Raw genomic sequence first — 24899 nt, forward strand, 5'->3', positions numbered from 1 at the left:
AAATGAGCGACCGGCGGGGCCGGTCGCCAGTGACGGCTTAGAACGGGGAGTCGGGGAAGTAGAACTCCTTGGCGGTCTGCGGGGTGATCAGCACCGAGGGGATGATGGTGTTGGCCGGCAGGCGCTCACCCTTGAGGCGCGCCTCTGCGGTGATCATGATGGCGTCATACATGAACTTGGGGGAGTAGGAGACGTTGGCCTGGATGCGGGGATCGCTGCCCTCCATCAGGGTCTTGATCGCCCCCTTGGCACCGGCACCGCCGAACACCAGCTTGATGTCGGTGCGCTTGGCCTGATCGATGGCCTTGAGCACCCCGACCGCCATGTCGTCATCCGCCGCCCAGACCGCATCGATGTGCTTGAAGCGGGTCAGGAAGTCCTGCATCACCTTGAAGGCGTCATCCCGGTTCCAGTTGCCGTATTTGGCGTCGAGGATCTTGATGTCGCCGTGTTGCTTCATCACGCCGGTGAAGGCGTCGAAGCGCTCGTTGTCGAGGGTGGTCGGAATGCCGCGCAGGGCGACGATATTGCCCTTGCCATTGAGGGTCTTGGCCATGAATTCCGCCGGCAGTTTGCCGAAGGCGGTGTTGTCCCCGGCCACGTAGGCGTCCTGGGCGCTGGTGTCGGTCAGCCCGCGATCGACCACGGTGACATAGACCCCCTTCTGCTTGAGCTGGGCCACGGGCTTGGTCAGGGAGGCTGACTCGAACGGGAAGATGACTAGCGTGTCTATCTTGTTGACCGTCAGCAGATCCTGCAACTGGTTGGCCTGATCCGGCGCCGTGGCGGCGGTCTTGACGATCACCTTGAGGTCGGGGTGGGCTTTCTCCAGATCCGCCTTGGCCTTGTTGGCCCACCAGACGATGCCGGCGGTGAAGCTGTGGGTCGCGGTCGGGATCGAGACCCCGAGGGTCATCTTCTCGGCCGCCCAGCCACTGCCGGCACCGAGCATAAGGGCGCAGGCGCCCAGAGTGTGTAGCATCTTGTTCATCTTGATAGCCTCTTGACTGTTGGGCATCTGCCCATTCCTTGTCCGGCGAGGGGAGGCCTCGCCACGGGGTTTACCTCTTTCACTTCTGTGTTGCCTTTTTTCTATCCGCCTCAACGCCTGCGCTGCATGAAGGCGACCATGATGATCACGACGCCCTGCACGGCCGCATTGAGGTAAACACTGATGATGCTGGTCAGATTGAGGATGTTGCTGATGACCGACAGCAGGATGGCGCCCACCAGGGTGCCGAAGATGCGCCCCTCGCCCCCCTTGAGGGAGGTGCCGCCCACCACCACGGCCGCGATGGCTTCGAGCTCCCACAACAGTCCGGTGGTGGGGGTGGCGGAGCCCAGACGTGGCACATAGAGCAGGGTGGCGATGCCGACGCAGAGCCCGAGCAGCGCATAACTGAGCAGCTTGACTCGATCGACCCGGATGGTGGCGTAGCGCGCCACCTGTTCGTTGGAGCCGATGGCCTGCACATGGCGACCGAAGGCGGTACGGTTGAGCAGCAGCCCCCCGGCCAGCGCCACCAGCAGGAAGACCCAGACCGGGATGGGGATCCCCAACAGGCTGCCGTAATAGACGGGGCCGTAGACATTGCCGAGGGTATCGTCCAGGGTCAGGGCGCCGCCATCGGCCAGATAGGTCAGCACGGCCCGGAAGATGCCGAGGGTGCCGAGGGTGACGATGAAGGGTTCTATCTTGCCGCTGGTGATGAGCAGGCCGTGACCGGCCCCGAACAGCAGGCCGAGCCCCAGGGCCAGCAGGATACCGATGATCACCACCAGCAGGGGGGCATCCGCCAGTGCTCCGGTGCCGAGCTGGTTCATGATGAGGATCATGGCGCCGGCGATCAGGGCCGCCATGGCGCCGACCGACAGATCGATGCCGCCGGACATGATAACGAAGGTCATGCCCACCGCGATGATGCCGATGAAGGCGGTGCGGGTCAGCACGTTGAGCAGGTTGTCCAGGGTGGCGAAGTCGGGATTGAGCAGGGTCCCGAGCAGGCACAGCAGGATCAGGCCAAGCAGCGGTCCCGTGCCCGACAGCAGGGAAGAGAGCCGCGCTTTGCGGGTGTCAGTGGGTACCGGTTGCATAGGCGATCAACTCCTCTTCAGTCAGATGATGGGCGGGCAGCACCGCCTGCAGGCGACCTGCCCGCAGCACGGCGACCCGGTGGCACAGGCCGATCAGTTCAATGAGTTCGCTTGAGATGACGATGACGGCGCGCCCCTCGGCGGCCAGCTGCTGGATCAGGAAATAGATGTCGCGCTTGGCGCCGACATCCACCCCCCGGGTCGGCTCGTCGAGGACGATGACCCTGGGGTCCGGGTGCAGGAACTTGGCGAGGGCCAGTTTTTGCTGATTGCCCCCCGACATCATGCGGGCCCGGATCCCGTGGGCGCCGGCCTTGATGCCAAAATCGGTGATGGCGCGGCCGAGGGCCGCCCGCTCGGCGCCCTTGTCCAGCCAGGGATGGGCATAGCGGGCCAGCGTCATCAGGGTGAGGTTCTCGGTCAGCCCGAGGTCGATGTGCAGTCCTTTGCCTTTGCGATCCTCCGGCAGGTAGGTGAGCCCCTGCTTCATGGCGGCGCGCGGACTGTCGATGCGCACCTCTTTGCCGGCCAGCCGGATGCTGCCCGCCTGGCGCTCGCGCAGCCCCAGGATGGCCTCGAATGCCTCGGTGCGACCGGCCCCCACCAGCCCGGCGAAGCCATAGATCTCGCCGCTGCGTACCTCGAAATCGAGGCTCTCCACCCAGCCGGGGACGCAAAGCCCGTTCACCGCGAGGGCGATGTCGCTACCTTGTGGGGGAGGGCGGCGCGGGGGAAACATGTCCGACATCTCGCGCCCGACCATGAGGTTGGCCATCTGCTGGCGGCTGAACGCCGCCGTCTCGCCACGGCTGACGAAGCGGCCGTCGCGCATCACCACTATCTCGTCGGTGACTCGCTTGACCTCGTCCAGCTTGTGGGAGATGTAGACGATGGTGGTGCCCTGGGCCTTGAGCCTGGCGATGAGGGCAAACAGTCGCGCCGTCTCCCCCGGGGTCAGGGTGGCGGTCGGTTCGTCCATGATCAGCAGCCGTGCCTGGCGCGACAGGGCCTTGGCGATCTCCACCAGCTGCTTCTCCGCCACGATAAGCTGCCGCACTTTGGTGGCCGGGGGGCGCTGCAGCCCGACCAGCTCCAGATAATGTCGGGTCTGGCTGGCCATGGTGGCCTCGTCCAGCAACCAGCCCCGCTTCAGCTCATGGCCGAGGAACAGGTTCTGGGTCAGAGTCAGGTGCTCGGCCAGGTTGAGCTCCTGGTGAATGAGCACTATCCCCGCCTGCTCCGCCTCGCGGGAGGAGCGCCAGCGACAAGCCTCGCCATCGATGCGGATCTCGCCGGTGCTGATGGGTTCATAACCGGCGAGGATCTTCATCAGGGTGGACTTGCCGGCGCCATTCTCCCCGAGCAGGCCGTAGACCCGGCCTGCCGCCAGGTCGAAATCGACCCCGTGCAGCACCCGTATGGGGCCAAAGTCCTTGCAGACGCCGCGAAATTCGACACTGAGACTCATGACATTCTCCTGTGATGGCAGACCCGTTCAGGCTGCAGGCAACGCGGGATGAGGGGCATCAGACGCTGCCTCTGACGACGAGCCGGTGGGGGAGCAGAGAGCCGGTCGGCGGGGCTTCGGGGGCGCTCAGCCGTTGCAGCAACAGGCGGGCCGCCTCGGCGCCGAGCTCGTCCATGGGTTGGGCCATGGTGGTGAGCGGCGGATTGAGCTGGGCGGCCAGCGCTATGTCATCGAACCCCATGATGGCGATGTCATCCGGGATGCGCAGCCCCGCCTCTTGCAAGCTGTGCATCAGGCCGATGGCCAGGGCATCGGCGACGGCGAAGATGGCGGTCGGGCGCTGGGGGCAGCGCAGCAACTGCTGCGCCGCCTCGGCCCCGGCCAGAAAGCTGAAGCTGGTGACTTGGATGTTCCACTCCTGTGCCAGGGTGAGGCCGGCCTCGGCCAGAGCCTGGCGTACCCCCGCCTCCCGCTGGCGGGCATAGAGGTAGGCGGGATCCGCCCCTATCAGTGCGATGCGGCGATGGCCCCGGCTCAGCAGATAGCGCACCGCCGCCGCGGCCGCTGCCTGATTGTCGATGCCCACGTAGGGCACGGCCATGGCGGGATCAAATTCGCAGCAGGCGACCCAGGGCAGGGCGTTGATCTCCTGGCTCAGCCCCTGCTGGATGGAGTCGGGGTCCAGGCAGATGGCGCCATCCGCCCTGTGGGTGCGCAGCAGCTCGAAGGCCGAGCGCTCCCGACCCGGATCTGCGCCGGTGTCGCACAGCAGCACGAAGTAGCCGTGCTGGCGGGCTACCCGGTCGATGCCGCGCACCACCTCGATGTAGAAGGGGTTGGTGAGGTCGGGCACCATGATGAGCAGCAACCCGCTCTTGGCGGTGCGCAGGCTGGTGGCCAGATGATTGACCCTGTAGCCGAGCTCGTGGACGGCGCGCTCCACCTTGGCCCGGGTCTTGGTGGTGACCCCCTCCTGCTGGTTGAGCACCCTTGAGACGGTGGCGACCGACACCCCGGCCTGAACCGCCACGGCGGCCATGGAGACGGGATTGACGGGGGAGGGGGCTCGGCTCATTCCAGTTACCTGCGGGTGAAATGTAATCGATTACATTTTTAGGCGAGGTCAGCCGAGTTCGCAAGTTTGTAGTAACAAAAAAATAACAAAATTATATATCGTTGATTTTATTGGGCTGTTTAGAATGCCGCCGTGGGGATATTCGGTGTCATTTGTCGACAACACTCTCTTCAGGCTGGCGTCTCCCGGCCAGTACCGCGAAGGAAAAATCGGTCTCGCTCGGGTGAAATGGGCCGTGGCCTCTTGTCGGTGAGCATATTGAGGTGCTGGCCGATCAGAGGAGGAAGCCTCGCTGGAGGCTGGTAGAGCAGGGCCGGATCCCTGTCGATGCACAAACGAGGCCTAGCTTGATAAAAAGGGGCCTTTTACCTGGACTCGTGAGCGGCATATCGGGCCCGGGCTCTGCACAAGCGCTGGCCCCTGCGCCATCGGCCTAGTTCGTGGGCTGAGACAGGGGAGTCGCCGGCAATAACCGCTTGATTTTCATCCACAACAAAGAAGAAATCAGGTCACATTAGAAAAACTGGGGAAAGCAGATTATAAAGATTCGTTCGTTTTTTGTGACATGAATCACTAATATTACCGCAGCCAAGAGAGCGTCCTGCTTTCGGCTGGTGCGGGTCCTCCGCCTTGTTTTTACCCTTCAGTGACCCTTGTTTGGATCCCCTGCAGCAATCTGCCAGGGGCGTGGCAGCTTTTTGATGATTTGCGGGACTACAGCTATGACTCGGCACAGTTTCTATCCTCTGTTTTTTCTGACCATCCTGATGGTCGCCGTGGGTCAGATGACCCAGACCCTGTATGTGCCCTCCATTCCCATGATGGCGGGGGACTTCAACGTGGCCTCCGGCCAGTTGCAGGCGGTGATGGCCTGTTACCTCATTCCGTACGGCCTCTCCCAGTTCGTCTACGGGCCGCTGTCGGACAGGATTGGTCGTCGCCCCGTGCTGCTCATCGGCATGATGGTGTTTCTGGTCGGGACCCTGGTGATCCAGTTGATCCCGCACTTCAGTGCCCTGCTGGCTGGCAGCTTCATCCAGGGCCTGGGCACCGGCGCCGGTGGCGCCATGAGCCGGACTGTGATGCGCGATCGCTACAACGGTGCCGAGCTGAACCGGGCCAACAGCCTGGTGAGCATGGGGGTGATCTTCTCCCCGCTGCTGGCGCCTGTGCTGGGTGGCTGGTTGACCGAGCTGTTTAACTGGCGCGCCGGTTACTGGTTCCTGTTCGGCTTTGGCGCCCTGACCACTCTGGCGCTGCTTGCCTGGTTTGGCGAGACCCTGCCGGAGGCCGCTCGTCAGCAGCCGCTGCGGGTTAGCGCCGCCTATCGCCACGTGCTCGGTAATCCGCGTTTTCAGGGCAACCTGCTCTGCCTGATGGCGACCTTCGCCGGTCTGGCGGTATTCGAGGCGGCGGCCGGGGTGTTGCTCGGCGATGTGCTCAAGCTCAGCGCCCGTACCGTCAGCGTGTTGTTCGTGCTGCCGCTGCCCGGCTACCTGTTTGGCGCCTGGCTCTCCGCCAAGCTGAGTTTTCGCCTGAGTCAGGGCAAGCTGATGCGCCTTGGCATTGCCTTCCTGGCGCTGGGCTCCCTCATCATCCTGGTGCCCGGCCTGTTCGGGCTGGTGAGTGCGGCTTCCCTGGTGGGCGGCGCGGCAGTCTATTTCATCGGTAGCGGCATCCTCTACCCGACCGCCACCTCCTGCGCCATCGAGCCCTTCCCGGGTCAGGCGGGTACCGCCGGTGCCATCCTCGGGGGCATGCAGAACCTGGGGGCCGGTGTGGTCACCCTGCTGGCCGCCAGCTTCCCGATGCAGGGCCAGCTGACCCTGGGGGCCATCATGACGCTGATGGTGGTGCTGGTGGCCATGAGCTTCGCCTGGCTGCGCCACCACGGCTCGCCCCACGAGCAGATGGCCGTCTAGCTCGCTCGCTTGCAGCAAACAGCCCGCCCTCGTCGGCGGGCTTTTTATTGCCTGACTGCGGGTGAAGGAGAGGGCGACACTTGGTCATGGCCGGGAGGAGAGGTCATGGTGGTAGAGAAAACGGCTGGTTGAGCGCAAGAATAGAGTGCTGGTGCACTGCTTGTGCGATGAGGGGCGGGGAAGTCTTCTTCGCAGGCAAAGAAAAAGCCCGTCATATGCTGACGGGCTTTTTGCTGTTGGTACCCCGGAATGCCGTTGCCGGTTTGGGCCCTTGAACCGTGAGTTCAAGGCGGAGATCTAAACTGGCCGCAGGCTTCTCGGTCGGGCCGAGCATGCGCAATAGTCAGAAGATAGACCTCCTGTTGGGTATGATTATCGGCTCGGGGACTTGAACCGGCTGACAAACATCCCAGGGAATTTTAAAACGGGTCGCGCTTAGGGCTGTCGGCCCTCTTCGCTGGATTCGCCATATTGTCCGTGTTCGATCAGGGCCGCTTCTATGGTGCGCTGCAGCATCTTGATCCGCTTGTCCATGGTCTCAGAGTATTGGTGGTTTTTCTCTTTTTCAAGGCAGAGCTCATGACAGAAATTGAGCGCCGCCATGACGGCAAGCTGTTCGTTGCTGGAGACCTTGGAGCGTTGACGCAGCTCGATGAGCTTGTCAGTCAGCTGGTCGGCGGCCTGGCGCAGGGCGTCCTGTTGTCCCAGGGGACAGGATACCTTGTAGGGACGTCCCAGAATGACGATTTCTACGGCCTCTATGCTCATGCCTTCCTCAATACGGCGGGGCTGATTTCCGCCTTTATCCACGTGGACAACTGGGCGGGACTATATAGCGCAGATGCAGAAGTTTCAAGGCCTTGCTGGCTCTGGAAGGGGCAGAATGCTAGGATCCTGACCATAAATTTCGCATATTTGCCTGAACTTTGAGCGGATCTTAGATGAGCAAAACAAACCCCCTGAAATACGCGGCCGTGGCCGACCTGATGGAGCGACATGAGCTGATGGCAACGGCTGTCGAGGCCCATGGCGTGATCTGCGGCCTGGTCTGCGGTGGTGTGGTACTGGATGACAAGAGCTGGCTGCCGCCCTTCAACGATCTGGTCAACGACGGTTTCGGCTTGCCGGCACCGGTGCGCCAGGTGATGACCGATCTCTATCAGGGCGTCATCGAGGGCCTGATGGCACAAAAGGGCGTCGAGTTGTTGCTGCCAAGCGACGAGGCGCCGCTGGATGAGCGCATCGACGCGTTGGTGGATTGGTCCCAGGCCTTCCTCGCCGGTTTTGGCGTGGTGCAGCAGGAGCTGTCTCGGGCCTCGGAAGAGCTGCAGGAGATGATCCAGGACATCGCCAGCATCACCCAGGTCTCCGCCGAGTTCGATCAGGAGGACGACGAGAACGAAGCCTCCTTCCTGGTGCTCTACGAGCACGTGCGGCTCGGGGTCATGATGGCCTTCGAGGAGTTCGGCAAGCGCCCGGACGCCCCGAGCACGCCACCGACCCTGCACTGATCCCCGCCAGCAGGCGACTGTCAGTCCCTATCAAGAGAGCGTCCCGGTGGCGCTCTTTTGCATGGCGGGGCGCCGGGTGCCGGCGCGGCCAACATATGGCCTCAACGCGGTTTTTGCCCGTGGCTTCGCATCCCGGGGAGCGGCTTTGTGGTAGCATCTCCTTCATGTTTTCAGCTGCTTCCCCTCATCTCATGTCTCAATCCTCTCTGGTTCACGTCGATGTGGCTATCGTCGGCGGTGGTATGAGTGGCGCCGTGCTGGCGCTCTCCCTCGCGGCCCTGCGCGGGCCGACAGGTGCCCCCCTGCAGATCCTGCTGCTGGAGGCGAGCGCCCCCGAACTCAACGCTCACCCCGGTTTCGATGCCCGTGCCATCGCGCTGTCGGCGGGCACCTGCGAGGCGCTGGCCCGTCACGGCCTCTGGTCCCGTCTCGCCCCGCACTGCGCCCCCATCACCGACATCCATGTCTCGGACAGGGGCCATCTCGGCCAGGCTCGCCTGTCGGCGGCGGAATACGGCTTACCGGCACTCGGTCAGGTGATCGAGCTGTCGGCAGCAGGCATCGTGCTGCAGCAGGGGCTCGCCGCCTGTCCGCAGATCCGGCTGTGCTGCCCGGCCCAGCTCTCGACGATCGAGCCGCAGGAAGAGGGGGTGAAACTGACCCTGGCCAGCGGTGAGCATTACCAGACCCGGCTGCTGGTGGCGGCCGATGGAGGCAACTCCTTCGTGCGTCAGCACTTCAAGATGGCGGTCAGCCGCCACGACTATGAGCAGAGCGCCATCATCGCCACAGTCAAGACGGCCAAGGCGCCTGCGGGGCGGGCGTTCGAGCGCTTCACCGAGGGGGGCCCCCTGGCGTTGCTGCCGATGCAGGACGGGCTCTCTTCCCTGGTGTGGAGCGTAAGGCATGACGACGCGGACGGGTTGATGGCACTGGATGACGCCGCCTTCCTCGCCCGCCTGCAACAGGCCTTCGGCTGGCGGCTCGGGCGCTTCGAGCGCACCGGCGCGCGCCACCGCTATCCGCTGGCGCTGACCGCCGCCGACTATCCGCTGGCCCAGCGCACCGTGCTGGTGGGCAATGCCGCCCACCTGCTGCATCCCATCGCCGGCCAGGGGTTCAACCTCGGCATGCGGGATCTGGACTTGCTGACCCGGGCCGTCGCCGGCGCGCTCGCGGCGGGGGAGGACATCGGCAGTTTCGGGGTGCTGAGCGGTTACTGGCGCCAGCGTCAGGACGATCAGGCCCACACCATCTGGCTGACTTCGTCCCTGGCCCAGCTCTTCTCCAACGGCCACGGCCCGCTGGTGGCGGGTCGCAACCTGGCGCTCTCCCTGATGGGACGATTTGCCTGCCTCAAGGGGCCGCTGGCGGCCCAGACCCTGGGCTTCGTCAACCAGACGACGAGATGAGCGTGGCGGCTCCGACAGGCAGGCTCGCCTGCTAACCGATTGATGATGCCGGTGGCCGAGGCGGCCGGCCAGCGAAGGAACTAAAGAATGCAAATGCAGACGGTGGATGTGGTGATCGTAGGGGGCGGCATGGTGGGCCTTGGGCTCGCCGCCGCCCTTAAAAACAGTGCGTTGAGCGTGGCCGTGGTAGAGGGACAGTTGCCCGAAGCCGCGCTCGGGGAGGCGCCGGACAACCGGGTCAGCGCCCTGAGCCTCGCCAGCCAGCGCATCCTGCAGGGGGTTGGTGCCTGGGCCGGGGTCGAGGCGCGTCGCCTGCAGCCTTACGACAAGATGGCGGTGTGGGAGCAAGACAGCTTCGGCCACATCGCGTTCGATGCCGCCAGCCTGCGCCAGAGCGCCCTCGGCCACATCGTCGAGAACCGGGTCATCCAGCTGGCGCTGCTCGATGCCATTCAAGGTACAAGCAACATCCAGTTGCTCACCCCCGCCCGGGCCCAGAGCCTGCAATGTGGCGAGGCGGGAGCCGTCCTGCTGCTGGAGGATGGCCGCGCCCTCTCGGCCAAACTGGTGGTGGCGGCCGACGGGGCCCACTCCTGGGTGCGCCGTCAGGCGGACATTCCGCTCACCAGCTGGGACTATGGTCATCACGCCCTGGTGGCGACGGTGCGCAGCAGCGAGCCCCACGAGGCGGTGGCGCGCCAGATCTTCACCCCGGAAGGGCCGCTCGCCTTCCTGCCCCTGTGGCAGCCCGATCTCTGCTCCATCGTCTGGTCGGTGCCCGCCGCCCGGGCCGAGGCACTGTGTGCCTGCGATGACGAACAATTCAACCGTCAGCTCACCGCGGCGTTCGACGCAAGGCTTGGGCTGTGCAAGGTGGAAGGGGCGCGCGGCGCCATCCCGCTCACCGCCCGCTATGCCCGCGACTTTGCCCGCGAGCGGCTGGTGCTGGTGGGGGATGCGGCCCACACCATACACCCGCTGGCGGGGCAGGGGGTCAATCTCGGCCTGCTGGACGCGGCGGCCCTGGCCGAGCAACTGCTCAAGAGCCAGCGTGCGGGGGCCGATATCGGCCAGCTCGCGAACCTGCGCGGCTACGAGCGCTGGCGCAAGAGCGAGGCCGCCCGCATGCTGGCGGCGATGGAGGGGCTCAAGCGGCTGTTCGGTGGCAGCCACCCGCTCAAGAAGCTGGTGCGTGGGGTGGGGCTGCGGGCGTTCGATGCCCTGACCCCGCTCAAGGGGCAGGTGATCCGCTCCGCGATGGGACTCGATGGCGAGTTGCCCGCCCTGGCCAAGGGTGAAAAAATCTAATACTACTCAGGGTTTTTCACAACAAAACTAATCTGATGAGGCAAAATGCCCCTGTGGGGCATCAGCCTTTAATGTTGGCGCGAAGCGAAACGTTTTTCTGTAAATTGTGATGAAACGGTAAAAATCAAAATAAAATCTCGCAAATGTCCGGTCAATACTGTTTTTATCACTGTTTTTGCCTTAGTGTCTGGTGCCAGTTTACGGGGAGGGGATTAGTTTTTTTTGAGCGGCAGCATCCTGCTCTTGTCATATAATCCGCTCCGTTCAAGGAATCACTCTTGCCCGGCAAGGGCAGGAACGAGCACAGACCTTGTGATCCTGTCTCTCTTCCCGAGAGGTAAGAGAGAAGGATGGGTCGCGAGTGTTGTCGCTAACGCTTTAGGGCTCTTTGCTAAGGAAAGAATGCGATGATCCAGACTACTGTACTGCATCCCAAGCACCTGGAAGCCGGCGCCAAGATGGTGGACTTCCACGGTTGGGAAATGCCCATCAACTACGGCTCCCAGCTGGAAGAGCACCACGCGGTGCGCAGCGATGCGGGCATGTTCGATGTCTCCCACATGACCATCGTCGACCTGACCGGCGAGCGGGTCAAAGCCTTCCTGCAACACCTGCTGGCCAACGACGTGGCCAAACTCACCGTCCCCGGCAAGGCCCTCTACAGCGGCATGCTCAATCCGGAAGGTGGCGTCATCGATGACCTCATCACCTATTATCTTGGCGATACGTTCTACCGCGTGGTGGTGAACTCCGCCACCCGCGAGAAAGACTTGGCCTGGATCCGCCACCACGCCATCGACTTCGGGGTGAGCGTCTGTGAGCGCCCCGAGCTCGCCATGATCGCGGTGCAGGGCCCCCAGGCCAAGGCCAAGGCGGCCAAGGTGTTCAGTGCAGAACAAAACGCCGCCGTGGCGGGAATGAAACCCTTCTTCGGGGTGCAGGCGGGGGATCTCTTCATCGCCACCACCGGCTACACCGGCGAAGACGGTTACGAGATCGTGGTGCCCGAGCCGCAGGCCTGCGCCCTGTGGCAGGCGCTGCTGGACAACGGCGTGGCCCCCTGCGGCCTCGGCGCCCGCGACACCCTGCGGTTGGAAGCGGGCATGAACCTCTACGGCCAGGACATGGACGAAAGCATCAGCCCGCTCGCCGCCAACATGGCCTGGACCCTGGCCTGGGAGCCGAGTGACCGTCAGTTTATCGGCCGCGCCGCGCTGGAAGCCCAAAAGGCGGCGGGTACACAGCCCAAGCTAGTGGGGCTGGTGATGACCGAGAAGGGCGTATTGCGCGCCGGCATGCCAGTCACCTTTACCACCGCGAGCGGTGAGCAGCGGGAAGGGGTGATCACCTCGGGTTCTTTCTCGCCGACCCTGGGCTACAGCATCGCCCTGGCACGGGTGCCCCGTGACATCGGGGATCAGGCCGAGGTGGAGATCCGCAAGAAGCTGGTCACCGTGAAGGTCACCAAGCCGGTGTTCGTGCGCAACGGCCAGCCACTGGTGTAACAATCTATTGCGGCGAAGGGCGACCCCCTTCGCCAGTTTTTTTGTAGAAGCGATTCAAGAGCATAAAGGAAGCACACATGAGCCATATCCCGAGCGAACTGAAATATGCCACCTCCCACGAGTGGATCCGCGTTGAAGCCAACGGTGAGGCCGTGGTCGGTATCACCGAGCACGCCCAGGATCTGCTGGGAGACATGGTGTTCGTCGATCTGCCGGAAGTAGGCAAACAAATTGGTGCCGGCGACGATTGCGCCGTGGCCGAGTCGGTGAAAGCCGCCTCCGATATCTACAGTCCGGTGAGCGGCGAGATCTTGGCCATCAACGAAGAGCTGGAAGGCAGCCCCGAGCTGGTCAACTCCGACCCTTACGGTGCTGGCTGGTTGTTCCGCATCAAGCTGGACGACGAAGAGGAGCTGGCCAACCTGCTGGATGCCGACGGCTACCAGAACGTGGTGGACGAAGCGTAATGATGTCGGGCCCTGCAATGATTTGCAGGGCTTTTTTGTATGGCCGCCAGCGACCCGCGTCCTGTGGCGGTCGGGTGAAGTCGCCCGCGCCTCCTCTCTGCTCGCCTTGCGCGGTGCAGGAGAGGGCGCCAGAACCGCGACCCCCATGGATGCGCCCGCCGCATCCCGTGTCCGCACACCGTGCCCGCGACACCCGAACATGAGTGGAGTCGGCCCATGCCGGCTCAGAAATATCTATCAGGACTTAATTAGCAGGAATAGGGAAATGACCCAGTCACTGTTTGAACTTGAACAAAAAACCGATTTCATCCGCCGCCACATTGGCCCGGGTGAGGAAGAGTTGCGTGCCCTGCTGGCGGAAGTCGGCGCCGAGAGCCTTGACGATCTCATCGATCAGACCGTGCCTGCCGCCATCCGCCGCCCCGGCCCCCTCGGCATCGGTGCCCCCATGACCGAAGTGGAGGCCCTGGCCAAACTCAGAGGCTATGCCGCCCAGAACCGGATCGCCAAGAGCTACATCGGCATGGGCTATCACGACACCCACGTGCCCCACGTCATCTTGCGCAACGTGCTGGAAAACCCGGGCTGGTACACCGCCTACACCCCTTATCAACCCGAGCTGGCCCAGGGCCGTCTCGAGGCGCTGCTGAACTTCCAGCAGCTGACCCTGGATTTGACCGGCATGGACTTGGCCAGCGCCTCCCTGCTGGATGAGGCCACCGCCGCCGCCGAGGCCATGGCGCTTGCCAAGCGCATGGCGAAATCCAAGTCCAACCTCTTCTTCGTGGCCGACGACGTGCACCCTCAGGTGATCGACGTGGTCAAGGAGCGGGCGGTGCACTTCGGTTTCGAGGTCGCCGTCGGTCCCGCCAGCGAGGCGGTGAGCGAGGAAGTGTTCGGGGCCATGTTCCAGTACCCCGGCACCACCGGCAACGTGACCGATCTGCGGGCCTTGATCGCCGCGGTCCAGGCCCAGAAAGGGCTGGCCTGCGTCGGCACCGACATGCTCTCCCTGTTGCTGCTCAAATCCCCGGGTGAGCTGGGTGCCGACGTGGTGTTCGGCTCCGCCCAGCGCTTCGGCGTGCCCATGGGTTACGGTGGCCCCCATGCCGCCTTCTTCGCCACCCGCGACGCCTACAAGCGCTCCATGCCAGGCCGCATCATCGGCGTCTCCAAGGACGCCCGTGGCAAGGCCGCCCTGCGCATGGCGATGCAGACCCGCGAGCAACACATCCGCCGCGAGAAGGCGAACTCCAACATCTGTACCGCCCAGGTGCTCTTGGCCAACATGGCGAGCTTCTACGCCGTCTACCACGGCCCGGTGGGGCTCAAGACCATCGCCTCCCGCGTCCATCGCCTGACCAGCATCCTGGCACTCGGCCTCAAGGCCAAGGGGCTGATCCTCAAGCACGACAGCTGGTTCGATACCCTCACCGTGCTGACCGCCGACAAGGCGGCGCTGATCGCTCGCGCCGAGGTGCAGGGCATCAACCTGCGTACTGATCTGGACGGTGCCGTGGGCGTGTCTCTGTCCGAGACCACCACCCGTGAGGATGTCGCCGAGCTGTTCGCACTCTTCCTGGGCCTGGGTCACGGGCTGGATGTCGCCGCCCTGGATGCCAAGGCGCAGTCTCACCACGGTATCCCGCAGGATCTGCTGCGCAGCGATGCGGTGCTGACCCACGAGGTGTTCAACAAGTACCACTCCGAGACCGAGATGTTGCGCTACATCCACCGTCTCGAGGCCAAAGATCTGGCGCTCAACTACGCCATGATTTCCTTGGGCTCCTGCACCATGAAGCTCAACGCCACCGCCGAGATGATCCCGGTGACCTGGCCCGAGTTCGGCAAGCTGCACCCCTTCGCCCCGCTGGCCCAGACCAAGGGCTATCAGCTGCTGCTGGCCGACCTCGAAGACTGGCTGGTGAAGGTGACCGGCTACGACGCCGTCTGCATGCAGCCGAACTCCGGTGCCCAGGGCGAGTACGCGGGCCTGTTGGCCATCAAGAAGTATCACGAGTCCCGTGGTGAGGGGCATCGCGATGTCTGTCTGATCCCGGCCTCTGCCCATGGCACCAATCCGGCTTCCGCCCAGATGGCCGGCCTCAAGGTCATCGTCACCGCCTGCGACAAGTTCGGCAACGTGGATCTGGACGACCTGCGCGCCAAGGCCGCCGAGGTAGGGGATCAACTCTCCTGCCTGATGGTGACCTACCCCTCCACCCACGGGGTGTACGAGGAGACCATCAAGGAGGTGTGCGACATCGTGCACCAGCACGGTGGTCAGGTGTATCTGGATGGCGCCAACATGAACGCCCAGGTTGGGCTGACGGCACCGGGCTTCATCGGCGCGGACGTCTCTCACCTCAACCTGCACAAGACCTTCGCCATTCCCCATGGCGGTGGCGGTCCGGGCATGGGCCCCATCGGCGTCAAGCAGCATCTGGCCCCCTTCGTGGCCGGTCACGCCGTGGTCAAGACCGACAAGGAGAGCCGCAACAACGGCGCCGTGTCGGCGGCCCCGTTCGGTTCGGCCAGCATCCTGCCCATCAGCTGGATGTACATCGCCATGCTGGGTGACGAGGGGCTGAAGAAGTCCACTCAGGTGGCCATCCTCAACGCCAACTATCTGGCCAAGAAGCTGGGGGAATCCTTCCCCGTGCTCTACACCGGTCGCAACAACCGCGTCGCCCACGAGTGCATCCTGGACATTCGTCCGCTCAAGGAAGCCTCCGGCATCAGCGAGATGGACGTGGCCAAGCGGTTGATGGACTACGGCTTCCACGCGCCGACCATGAGCTTCCCGGTGGCGGGCACCCTGATGGTCGAGCCGACCGAATCCGAATCCAAGCGCGAGCTGGATCGCTTCGTCGAGGCCATGACGCGCATCCGCGCCGAGATTGGCAAGGTGCAGGACGGCCACTGGAGCCTGACCGACAACCCGCTGGTGCACGCGCCTCACACCCAGGATGATGTCATGGACGAGCAGTGGGCTCGCGGCTATACCCGCGCCGAGGCGGTGTTCCCGTCCGACGCGGTGCGCGCCAGCAAACTGTGGCCGTCGGTCAATCGCATCGACGACGTCTACGGCGATCGCAACCTGTTCTGCTCCTGCATCCCGACCGAGGATTACGCTGACTGATAGCGGCGACTGATCACGGCCATTTAAGTTGGAAACCGTGACATTGAAGTTGGAAACTAAAAGGCCCTGTAACAGCAGGGCTTTTTTATTTTGCCCTGATAAAATGTAATTAAATTACAAGTGAAGAATATGTCGGAGTGTTGTTAATAGATCGGTGGCATTTATATTTCAAGGGCGCCGTATATTTAATAAGAAATTGGCATCATTGCTCAAATTCGTCTATCTGGCGAACCACTGGCATGGTTTCCAAGGATAGCTTGGTCTCCGAGAGACACCTATCAATGGGTGCATAGAGCGTAACATGACTTACCAACACACAACGGTAACAACACCTGAGATGTGATATTCAGCAGATGGAGTTGCACCTAAATATTGAGCTATCACAAACATTGTTCAAATAATCCAAATAATCCTAACTTGTAAATTCACTAAAATACCTCATCTGTGGTGTAATGACTACGTTCTTTGTTTCCCTCAAATTTATTGCCTGAGTGTTATCATGATCATACTTATCGACCGTTTTTTCAGCAAGGATGCCATATTGCGAACTTGTTACAAATTCGAAGATTGTTTTTACTTCGATATCCAAATGAAGAATGATATGTATTCCATTACTGTAACGGCATTGGGCGTCACTCCGATAGTCAGCAGCTTTGAGGCTGAATTTAAAAATGCGTTGATTGACTATGAATTACGGGTGGTGATTGAGGAAAAAACAAAGGTGGTGAAAGACGCCCTAGTTTATGCTGCGCTGCGCGAAGCGTGGAGCGAGCCATCTGATGAGTGCTAAATTTAAAAGTAAAATGGATTTCGCCGACAAAGATTACTCGCTGTTGCCCTTCAATTTTGAACGACTGAATTCAAAAGACGTACTAATAGTCAATTTGGTGGGCGAATATTCATTTGTTAAACATTGCGAGTTGCAAGACTTGGTAGTGGGTAAACTGCCAACTGATACTGAGTTGTATCAAGAGTTAAAACGAAAGAGCTTCTTAGCGGGCTCAGAGGATAGCTACGCACTGCGATGCTTATCCGCCAAATACAGGCAGCGGAAATCCTTCCTGAACGGTGGGCCAGGACTACATATATTCGTGGTGACGTTGCGATGTGGAAATTCCTGTGAGTATTGTCAGGCGAGCCGGAAATCGGTGGTCTCATCACAGCACGATATGTCACAAGAGACGGCCAGACATTCGGTAGATCGGGTGTTCGAATCACCCAACCAGCACATCACCATTGAGTTTCAGGGTGGTGAGCCCTTGCTAGCCTTCGATTTAATTAAATTTATCGTTGATTACACTCACGATAAAAATCGTGCTCATGGCAAGAGCCTGGTGTTTGTCATTGCCACCAGCCTTCAATGCATCACCGATGAGATGCTGGATTTCATCAAGCTCAACGGCATTCAGGTCTCCACTTCGCTGGATGGCCCAGAGTGGTTGCACAACAAAAACCGGCCATCCACTTGCGGTAACAGCTATCAAAGTACCCTCGCGGGTATTCGGAAGGTGAGAGATATCATTGGCGATGACTCCATCGCTGCCATGACCACTATCACCAAAGAGAGTCTGCCCTATCACCAAGAGATCGTTGACGAGTATGTAAAGCATGGGTTTCATTCCATCTTCTTGCGCCCGCTCAACATGTATGGCTTTGCCGTAAAAAAGGAAAGTAAGGTTAGCTATACCTCTACCGAATATTTTGAGTTTTATCAAAAGAGCCTGCAATACGTCATTGACATCAACAAAGCAGGCTACTACCTCGATGAGGTCACGGCGTCCTTGGCACTGAACAATATGCTGACAGGACGTGCGGTGGGCTATGTAGATCTGCGCTCGCCCTGTGGGGATGGTACAGGGGTGCTGGTCTACCACTACAATGGTTACGTTTATCCCTCCGATGAAGCCCGAATGCTCTATGACATGGGCGACAACAAGTTCTGTTTGGGCCCGGTAGATACACCTTACGTGGAGCTAATTTCGTCTGATGTAATGGCTGAGATCTTGCTGAATGGGGTGGCCGAATCCCTTCCGGGCTGTGCCTATTGTGCCTATTTACCTTACTGTGGTGCCAACCCCATCCAAAACTATTCCCGTACTGGGGATATGTGCGGACACAGGGCCAAGAATGACTTTTGCAATAAGCAAAAGCCGTTGTATCGCCACCTGTTCACCCTCCTTGAAGACAACAAGGACGTATTCACTTCATGGATCACAAAAGGGTAAGTGCGATGAGCTTCAAACTGAAATTAAAAGCTGACATTCACCATCCCTCTACCACTCGCCGCCCGCTGCGGGTGGCGACGATTGAGAGCTACATTGCTACTGGGCGATCACCGGAAGATCTCTGTCTGATCTACTTAGACTGACAAGACCAAGGAGAAGCCCTGCTCGCCATCAATTGGGGGGCGGTTGTCATTTATGGCCAAGCAACCCCGCTTTTTAAAGGTCAAATCATCCAGGTGACCGAGCTAGCCGAGCGCCTTGAGGATGGCGACATTATTGTGACCTTAATGGATGCTGTGTATATCGCATACAAGCAGCGCAGTGACTCCAACTCGCTGTTTCTGACCGAACGGTGCGATAACTTCTGCATCATGTGCTCGCAGCCGCCGAAAAATGTTGATGACTCTTGGCGGGTGAATGACGCACTGGGTATCATTAATTTGCTTGATGATGAGCCACGAACATTGGGGATCAGTGGCGGTGAGCCGACAACCCTTGGAACCGGCTTTTTAAAAGTCTTGGCCCACTGTCGTGAGAAACTGCCTCAAACCCAGCTCCACATTCTGACCAATGGCAAAAAACTGAGTAACAGGGATTTCATCAAAGAAATTCAGCAGATCGGTCACCAGTGTGTACTGTGGGGTGTCCCGCTGTATGGGGCGACTGCCTTCGAACACGATTACCATGTGCAGTCTCACGGCGCATTCAACCAGACCATCAATGGCCTCTATCACCTAAAAACCATTGGGCAACATATTGAGCTGCGTATCGTCTTAACCAAAGATGTGCTGAACAATATCGAGGCGTTGTGCGAGTTTATCGCCAGAAATTTATCGTTTGTCTCATTTGTGGCGCTCATGGGTGTCGAATTAACCGGTTTTGCCAAGCGGAATTACGCCATGGTGTACTCCCCAATGGCTGAGTATTTACCCGCTTTGCTCTCAGCCACGAATACTCTGAAAATGAATGGTGTTCAGCCCTGCCTTTACAATATTCCACAATGTCATCTTCCACTGAGCTTGCGAGATTTTTCTGTGCAAAGTATTTCAGACTGGAAAAATGGATTTCCTCAAGGCTGTGACGACTGTGCCTCGAAAGCGATCTGTTGTGGCTTTTTTGAGTCGAACCTTTATCATAAATCCGGTGTTTTAATTAAATCATTAAGTAGCATTAATGATGAATCTTATATTGGGGTAAAAGAGCAGCTATGAAAAAACTCATGTCTACGTTGCAACGATGGGGGGTATTGGGTCTGGGTGTGTTGGGCGGGCATGGTGCCACGGCCAGCCAAGCGCATTTTTCCGACGAAGCGTTGAACCAGTTGAACTTGGACAACCTGCCAAACATGGAGTCGTCGCTGAATCTGAACGTAAATAACCTCTATGCAGCACATCGCTCGCACAGTTCGCATCGCTCACATTCAAGCCATCGTTCCCACTACTCGGGCTACGGTACCTCGACCTATTCAGCGCCCGTGGCTACACCGTCCATCTCAACGGGCAGCAGCGCCAATAGCGCCACTCGCAGTACCGACAGTCTGTACCCTGCAACCGGCTCTTCCTCTACGGTAAAACGCCCTACTGCAAATGACAGTGCAATGATGGATCTGATTATGCGAGTACAAATATCCCTGTTCACCAAAGGCTATGATGTGGGCATCATTGACGGCAAGCTTGGCCCCAAAACCCGTGCCCAGATAAAACGCTATCAGCGTGACTATGGGTTAAGTGCCACAGGGACAATGACAACTGAATTGCTCAGAAGTTTGGGTATTCAGATTCAGTAAGTCATCAGGAGAGTTGTTCCCACCCATGGCTGGATCCTCTTCAATCGCATCTGATCAAAGCCCCCGGCCAGTGCATTCCTGCTGACTGCCGACACAATAATGAGCAATGTTCGACGTCTGCCTGCCACTGTACATAAGAGGTGATTAGTCGTTTTGTAATTAAATAACATACTCTCTATCACGACAAGCAGAGCTTGGTCTCCAACTTCAATGCCCTATTTGTTCGTGAAACAGGTGGAGAACTGCTATGGAGTTTCCAACTTAATTGTCACATAGGATATCGTTAAGATATTGAAATATTTGACTCACGAGTTTCCAACTTAATTTACCGTGATCAGGCGACTTGCCCTCGGACAATCGAGTCTAAAACGTGAAGGCCTTGCATCAGCAAGGCCTTTTTTGTTTGCCATCGGACGATACTCTAAGGGATGAATCACACTCATGGTGCTCGTGTGATGGCTGCCGATGGGCTCACACACCGACCCCGGTTGATGCATAAAGCGCCTTTGTCTGCTGGTTATTTGACGGATATTGATAGATGAGTAATTATGCCCACTTGGTGGTAGTGCATGGGGGGCAATCCACCCCGTAGTGCACCCAAGCAACGCCGGTCAGAGCGGCCGGAGAGACTGACAGATGCCGTGCCCAGCAAGGAGAATTGGGAACGCATTGAAGAAACAGGACGTTAGGAAGTCGATGAAAAAGCCATTATCCATGCTCGTCATTCTGGTCGCCATCTGCCCCCTTGTGCAGGCATCACAGTCTCCTTTCTTCACCATCGTCGATGATGAGACCCAGGGTTATGCCACCGGGATCAGCGATGATGGCAACCATCTCATCGGGATCAGCAGCAAAAACAACCAGGCGGGCTACTTTTCCACGGTGCGTTTTGCCGACTTCCTCGTCGACCGGTTCCAGTTTGACGACAGGTGCATGCTGTCCGACAACGCCTGTGATGACTCCTGGGGGGAGGATGAGCCCGGTTTTGCACACCAGTGGCGCACGGACTTCCTGGATGACATCGATCAGCGCAGCAATGTGGGGGGAGAGCGCGGCAGTGAGTCCGATGGCCTGATCACCGCACTGGGCGATACCTCGTCCACGCGGGTGGGCTACCAGATCCAAGCAAAGACCTCGGGCAAGGTGACGGGCATGAAACTGCGCACCGCCTTTGCCGTCATCGCTGACGGCGCCCCCATTTTCCTCTTCGATGAGGCCAGCGATGAGAACCATGAGCCCCACAGCCTCAGCGTGGCGACCGGCATCACACGGCTGGACGAGGATGAGTACCTGGTCTTTGGTACCTCGGCCTCGGGCCGGAACAAAGCGCACAGCGTGGACGATGATCTCTATGAATTTTGCTTCGCCGGACTCGATGACAAGGAGGAGGACGAGCACGCATTCAGGGAGCTCAGTGAATACCGCTATTGCCCGGGTGTCGATACCCAGGCCAGCTTCTGGTGGCTGAGAAATGACGGCAGCCTCAAGGAGTTGCTGCTGCCCGAGCAGTATGCCTCCGGTGACAACCAGAGCGAGGCGCTGCAGACCGCTTCCGCCCTGGACGTCGCCGAGGTATTCGATGGCAGAGACTGGTTTGGCGTGGGTTACAGCACAGTCGTTACAGGAAATGAGGAACAGGTGGCCCTGCGGGGACGCAACCTGGCTAGTTACTGGCAACTGGATCTGGAAGGCGATGGCAAGGTGCACGAGACTGCCGTCATTCCACTGCCCGAAGGGAAGCCGGGCGGCGCTCTGCGCCATTCCTGGGCGGTCGGCATCAATGAGAATGGCTATGTGGTCGGTAACCAGAAGTGGGAGACCGAGAAGGGGGGAAACCGCCCGGTGGAGATGTTTGTCTTCAATCTGGCTACCCCCGAAGTGGCCGCGGTGGTCCCCCTGCAAGACGATCCCATCGAAGGTGCCGGCTCTGAGGCAGCGGCGATCAACGATCACGACATGGTGGTGGGCTGGCGGGATGCCCGCGGCCAGGATGACGAGGTGGTCGATGGCAGCGCTAATCGCCTGCAGGAGGCTTTCTTGCTCGACGCCTCGACCGGCAACAACTGGTACATCAACGATCTGATCTGCGGGTTGGACGACGATGGCGAGAGGCTATGCCAGCAGAACGGCTTCTATTACCAGATCGCCAATGCCGTCGGCATCAGCCGCGATGGCACCGTGGCCGCCACGGCCCACCGCTACAACAGCGAGAGTGATCTCAACGAACGCATCAACGAGACAGTGGTCAGCGTCAGACTGGTCCCGGTCGAGAAAGATTACGAGGGCAACACGCCCGAAAACTATGAGGTCAGCGAGGACGGTGGTGGTAGTGCGTTCTGGCTGATGCTGTTGGCGCTGCCCTTCGTCTGGTGGCGCCGTTACCAGGACGCGAAGCCGCAAGAAGTGCGATGAGGGAAAAGATACAGCCGCGCAGGCGGCTGGACTATCCACCCCAATGATGTGGGAAAGCACAAAGCGGCGTGAATGCCACCAGTCAAAGGGGCTTGACTGCGCAATTAAACGGTTATGGCTGATCGTGTTCAGGGTCAATTAAGTGGGGAATCGCGATAATCTTGATGAAAACCGACATTACGTTGGAAATGCGGAGGCCTTGCACAGTGCAAGGCCTTTTTGATTCAGATTGCCGATGATGCATTCCTTAAATGGAGGCAGTGCCCTCGGTCACTAGCAATGACGGACAGCCATCCAGAGATTGGGCGTGTTCGGGTACCGGATGCTGTGACCGAGCGCTGGGCCTGGGTGACGGTGGGGCAAGGGGGCTGTATTGAACGACCGAGGCGATGCTGCAATGCACGAGAACAAACCGACGAAAGCGTATCGCTTCATTACCAAGTATCTCGTGCTGTTGGCTCTGCCGATGTTATTGGCGGTGGGCAGCATGTTCGCTTTTTCCGTGCTCTCCCATCGCTCGGCCATGGAGCAGAATGTGAGCTCCCTGAACCACACCCTGGCCGTCGCCGAGCGTGAGGCGCTGGATCAGATAGAGCAGTTGCTCTCCCTCGAGGAGTCGCTCGATCGCATGGCGCCCGTCGATTCGTCTGAGGATCACAAGGCGCAGGTGCGCAAGATCTGGTCGGAAAAAGTGCGTCTTACCGGCATGTTGAGCCTGCTGTTTTTTACTGACAAGAATGGACAGTCATTTTCCAGCGATGCGGAGCGGGACAGCGCGCAGGCCCGTGATCCAACCTATCGGGAGCGTTCGGCCACAGGGCGCAAGCTGTTTCGTCAGGCGATGGATTCACCCGCCTCCTTTTTCTCAACCCCGGTTTATCAGGATCGCTTTAGCAGAAACCCGACGCTGACCATCATCCGTCGGCTACCGTCTTCCCGTGGCGTTGATGAACGCCTCATCGGTGTCGATATTGACCTGACGATCTGGTCCCAGTGGTTGAGGGAGATGGTCTTGGGGAACAATGCCGTGCGCCACATGTTGATCGATCGTACGACGGGTCAGGTTCTGATGCACTCCGATATCACCCGTGTCGGCATGCCGGTCAAAGGGAGCTGGCAGTCGGAACTCATCGCCCAGTCCGGCTCCTTCTACTCGGCGGATGACGGGGAGTTTGTCGCCTATGAGACGATGGAGCGCCGGCCGCAGTGGCTGGCCATCACGGTACAGAGCAAGCGGGATAACATCGCCCAGCAAATCAGCATCATAGCCCTGCTGCTGCTGGTCCTCTCGAGCGGTCTCTTCATCGTCACTGCGGTCTTCTTCCGCTCGCGGCTGGAGGGGGTGATCAGCACCCTGACCCAGATGATCCGCCTGCTGCGTTTCAGCTCGGAGAAGGATCTGAAGAGTCTGGTTCTACCGAATCTTCCCGAAATAGCCGAGTTACGGACCGAGCTTAATCTGGTGTCGGATCAGATGTTGCAGACTTATAACCGCTCACGTCAGGACAGCCTGACCGGCCTTCATAACCGGCGTTATCTGGACGAGGCCCTGGCTAGGTTGCAAGCAGAGGAGGCCCCCTTTGTATTTGCGCTGATCGATCTGGACAAGTTCAAGTCCATCAATGACACCCATGGTCACGCGATCGGAGACAAGGTGCTGCGCCGGGTCTCCGCCCTGGGTCAGGAGCTGCTGGATTCCTCTGCCACCCTGTGCCGTTATGGCGGTGAAGAGCTGGCGGTCATCTTCGAGCAGGGCACGCTGGAGGATGCTGAATGGCAGATAGAACGATGGCGGCTCGGAGTCAGTGAATTGGAGTGGCGGGAAGAGGGTCTCATCGTGACCTTCAGTGCTGGCATCGGCGCCGCGGAAGGGCGGAGCGTTGAGTCATTATTGGAGGTGGTCGATCAGGCGCTGTATCGTGCCAAAGAGGGTGGCAGAAACCGCCTCTATCGGGCCCTCTGAACGAGAAGACGATACGATCAGGTCAATCGAGTGGAAAACCAGCAGGCCTTGCATCAGCAAGGCCTTTTTTATGCCGATAGCGGCCTCAACCTCGCCGCGCCGCCTCGATGGTGGCGATGTCTATCTTGCTCATCTGCATCATGGCCTCGAATGCGCGCCGGGCGACGGCGGGATCGGGGTCGGCAATGGCCTGAGTCAGAACGGTTGGCGTGATCTGCCAGGACAGCCCCCATTTATCCCTGCACCAGCCGCACTCGCTCGCCTGGCCGCCGTTATCGATGATCGCGTGCCAGTAGCGGTCTGTTTCGGCCTGAGTGTCGGTGGCGATCTGAAACGAGAACGCCTCGCTGTGTTTGAACATGGGCCCGCCATTGAGCCCGAGACAGGGTATGCCCATCAGGGTGAATTCGATGGTCAGCAGATCCCCGCGCTTGCCCGACGGGTAGTCCGTCGGGGCGTTGAATCGCGCACCGACGCAGGAGTCGGGGAAGGTGCTGGCGTAAAATTGCGCCGCCGCTTCGGCATCGCCGTCGTACCAGAGGCAAATCCTGTTCTTCGCTGGTTGTATCATCTCATTGCTCCGTTGATGGTTCGGTGTGCGCTGCCCTC

General features: G+C 59.9%; 19 protein-coding genes and 1 other RNA gene. 13 read left to right on the forward strand and 7 right to left on the reverse strand.

The window, feature by feature from the left end; translation table 11 throughout:
• Nucleotides 1–37 precede the first annotated feature (37 nt).
• From ACZ9IL_RS04870 to ACZ9IL_RS04885, 4 genes are all read right to left on the reverse strand, one after another.
• Nucleotides 38–1018: a substrate-binding domain-containing protein gene (locus ACZ9IL_RS04870; RefSeq protein WP_476002494.1), complete on the reverse strand. Its 981-nt coding sequence runs from the start codon at nt 1016–1018 to the stop codon at nt 38–40.
• Nucleotides 1019–1101: 83 nt separating this feature from the next.
• A complete protein-coding gene (locus ACZ9IL_RS04875) occupies nt 1102–2094 on the reverse strand; it encodes an ABC transporter permease (RefSeq protein ID WP_476002495.1) in 993 nt (330 codons plus the stop codon).
• On the reverse strand, nt 2075–3562 hold the full coding sequence (locus ACZ9IL_RS04880) for a sugar ABC transporter ATP-binding protein (RefSeq protein ID WP_476002496.1): 1488 nt from the start codon (nt 3560–3562) through the stop codon (nt 2075–2077). The genes ACZ9IL_RS04875 and ACZ9IL_RS04880 overlap by 20 nt, the downstream gene beginning before the upstream one ends.
• A gap of 58 nt (nt 3563–3620) precedes the next feature.
• Nucleotides 3621–4637 (reverse strand): LacI family DNA-binding transcriptional regulator, encoded by a 1017-nt coding sequence (locus ACZ9IL_RS04885; RefSeq protein ID WP_476002497.1) that lies wholly within the window; start codon nt 4635–4637, stop codon nt 3621–3623.
• 722 nt (nt 4638–5359) lie between these two features.
• Between ACZ9IL_RS04885 and emrD the strand changes: the two genes are divergently transcribed.
• Entirely contained in the window at nt 5360–6559 is a 1200-nt protein-coding gene (gene emrD / locus ACZ9IL_RS04890; RefSeq protein WP_476002498.1) for a multidrug efflux MFS transporter EmrD, read from the forward strand.
• A gap of 237 nt (nt 6560–6796) precedes the next feature.
• On the opposite strand, the gene ssrS is transcribed toward emrD, so the two are convergent.
• Together ssrS and zapA are read right to left on the reverse strand one after the other, a co-directional pair.
• Nucleotides 6797–6978, reverse strand: a non-coding RNA gene (ssrS, locus tag ACZ9IL_RS04895) — 6S RNA.
• A 16-nt stretch (nt 6979–6994) separates the two neighbouring features.
• Complete coding sequence (zapA, locus tag ACZ9IL_RS04900; RefSeq protein ID WP_476002499.1) at nt 6995–7327, reverse strand: cell division protein ZapA; 333 nt, start codon at nt 7325–7327, stop codon at nt 6995–6997.
• Between the two features lie 173 nt (nt 7328–7500).
• On the opposite strand from zapA, the gene ACZ9IL_RS04905 reads away from it, so the two are divergent.
• The 12 genes from ACZ9IL_RS04905 (at nt 7501) to ACZ9IL_RS04960 (ending at nt 24290) form a co-directional block, all read left to right on the forward strand.
• Nucleotides 7501–8070, forward strand: coding sequence for a UPF0149 family protein (locus ACZ9IL_RS04905; protein WP_476002500.1), 570 nt, complete (start codon nt 7501–7503; stop codon nt 8068–8070).
• Nucleotides 8071–8261: 191 nt separating this feature from the next.
• Nucleotides 8262–9482, forward strand: coding sequence for a 2-octaprenyl-6-methoxyphenyl hydroxylase (gene ubiH / locus ACZ9IL_RS04910; protein ID WP_476002501.1), 1221 nt, complete (start codon nt 8262–8264; stop codon nt 9480–9482).
• An 87-nt stretch (nt 9483–9569) separates the two neighbouring features.
• The gene (locus ACZ9IL_RS04915; protein ID WP_476002502.1) at nt 9570–10790 is read left to right on the forward strand and encodes an FAD-dependent 2-octaprenylphenol hydroxylase; all 1221 of its coding nucleotides are present in this window, start codon (nt 9570–9572) and stop codon (nt 10788–10790) included.
• 407 nt (nt 10791–11197) lie between these two features.
• The gene (gene gcvT, locus ACZ9IL_RS04920) at nt 11198–12295 is read left to right on the forward strand and encodes a glycine cleavage system aminomethyltransferase GcvT (RefSeq protein WP_476002503.1); all 1098 of its coding nucleotides are present in this window, start codon (nt 11198–11200) and stop codon (nt 12293–12295) included.
• A gap of 77 nt (nt 12296–12372) precedes the next feature.
• On the forward strand, nt 12373–12762 hold the full coding sequence (gcvH, locus tag ACZ9IL_RS04925) for a glycine cleavage system protein GcvH (protein ID WP_476002504.1): 390 nt from the start codon (nt 12373–12375) through the stop codon (nt 12760–12762).
• 265 nt (nt 12763–13027) lie between these two features.
• Nucleotides 13028–15904: an aminomethyl-transferring glycine dehydrogenase gene (gcvP, locus tag ACZ9IL_RS04930; protein WP_476002505.1), complete on the forward strand. Its 2877-nt coding sequence runs from the start codon at nt 13028–13030 to the stop codon at nt 15902–15904.
• 499 nt (nt 15905–16403) lie between these two features.
• A complete protein-coding gene (hxsD, locus tag ACZ9IL_RS04935; RefSeq protein WP_476002506.1) occupies nt 16404–16694 on the forward strand; it encodes a His-Xaa-Ser system protein HxsD in 291 nt (96 codons plus the stop codon).
• Nucleotides 16684–18129 carry a His-Xaa-Ser system radical SAM maturase HxsB gene (gene hxsB / locus ACZ9IL_RS04940; RefSeq protein WP_476002507.1) on the forward strand — a complete coding sequence of 482 codons (1446 nt, stop codon included), beginning with the start codon at nt 16684–16686 and terminating at the stop codon, nt 18127–18129. The genes hxsD and hxsB overlap by 11 nt, the downstream gene beginning before the upstream one ends.
• A 236-nt stretch (nt 18130–18365) precedes the next feature.
• Nucleotides 18366–19340 (forward strand): His-Xaa-Ser system radical SAM maturase HxsC, encoded by a 975-nt coding sequence (gene hxsC / locus ACZ9IL_RS04945; RefSeq protein WP_476002508.1) that lies wholly within the window; start codon nt 18366–18368, stop codon nt 19338–19340.
• The gene (gene hxsA / locus ACZ9IL_RS04950) at nt 19337–19915 is read left to right on the forward strand and encodes a His-Xaa-Ser repeat protein HxsA (protein WP_476002509.1); all 579 of its coding nucleotides are present in this window, start codon (nt 19337–19339) and stop codon (nt 19913–19915) included. The genes hxsC and hxsA overlap by 4 nt, the downstream gene beginning before the upstream one ends.
• A gap of 696 nt (nt 19916–20611) precedes the next feature.
• Nucleotides 20612–22327: a DUF3466 family protein gene (locus ACZ9IL_RS04955; protein ID WP_476002510.1), complete on the forward strand. Its 1716-nt coding sequence runs from the start codon at nt 20612–20614 to the stop codon at nt 22325–22327.
• Between the two features lie 397 nt (nt 22328–22724).
• A complete protein-coding gene (locus tag ACZ9IL_RS04960; RefSeq protein ID WP_476002511.1) occupies nt 22725–24290 on the forward strand; it encodes a sensor domain-containing diguanylate cyclase in 1566 nt (521 codons plus the stop codon).
• A gap of 85 nt (nt 24291–24375) precedes the next feature.
• Here the strand turns inward: ACZ9IL_RS04960 and ACZ9IL_RS04965 are convergent, their stop codons facing one another.
• Complete coding sequence (locus ACZ9IL_RS04965) at nt 24376–24861, reverse strand: VOC family protein (RefSeq protein ID WP_476002512.1); 486 nt, start codon at nt 24859–24861, stop codon at nt 24376–24378.
• Between the last annotated feature and the right edge of the window lie 38 nt (nt 24862–24899).

It is taken from the genome of Aeromonas sp. TECH754, from assembly GCF_056279295.1.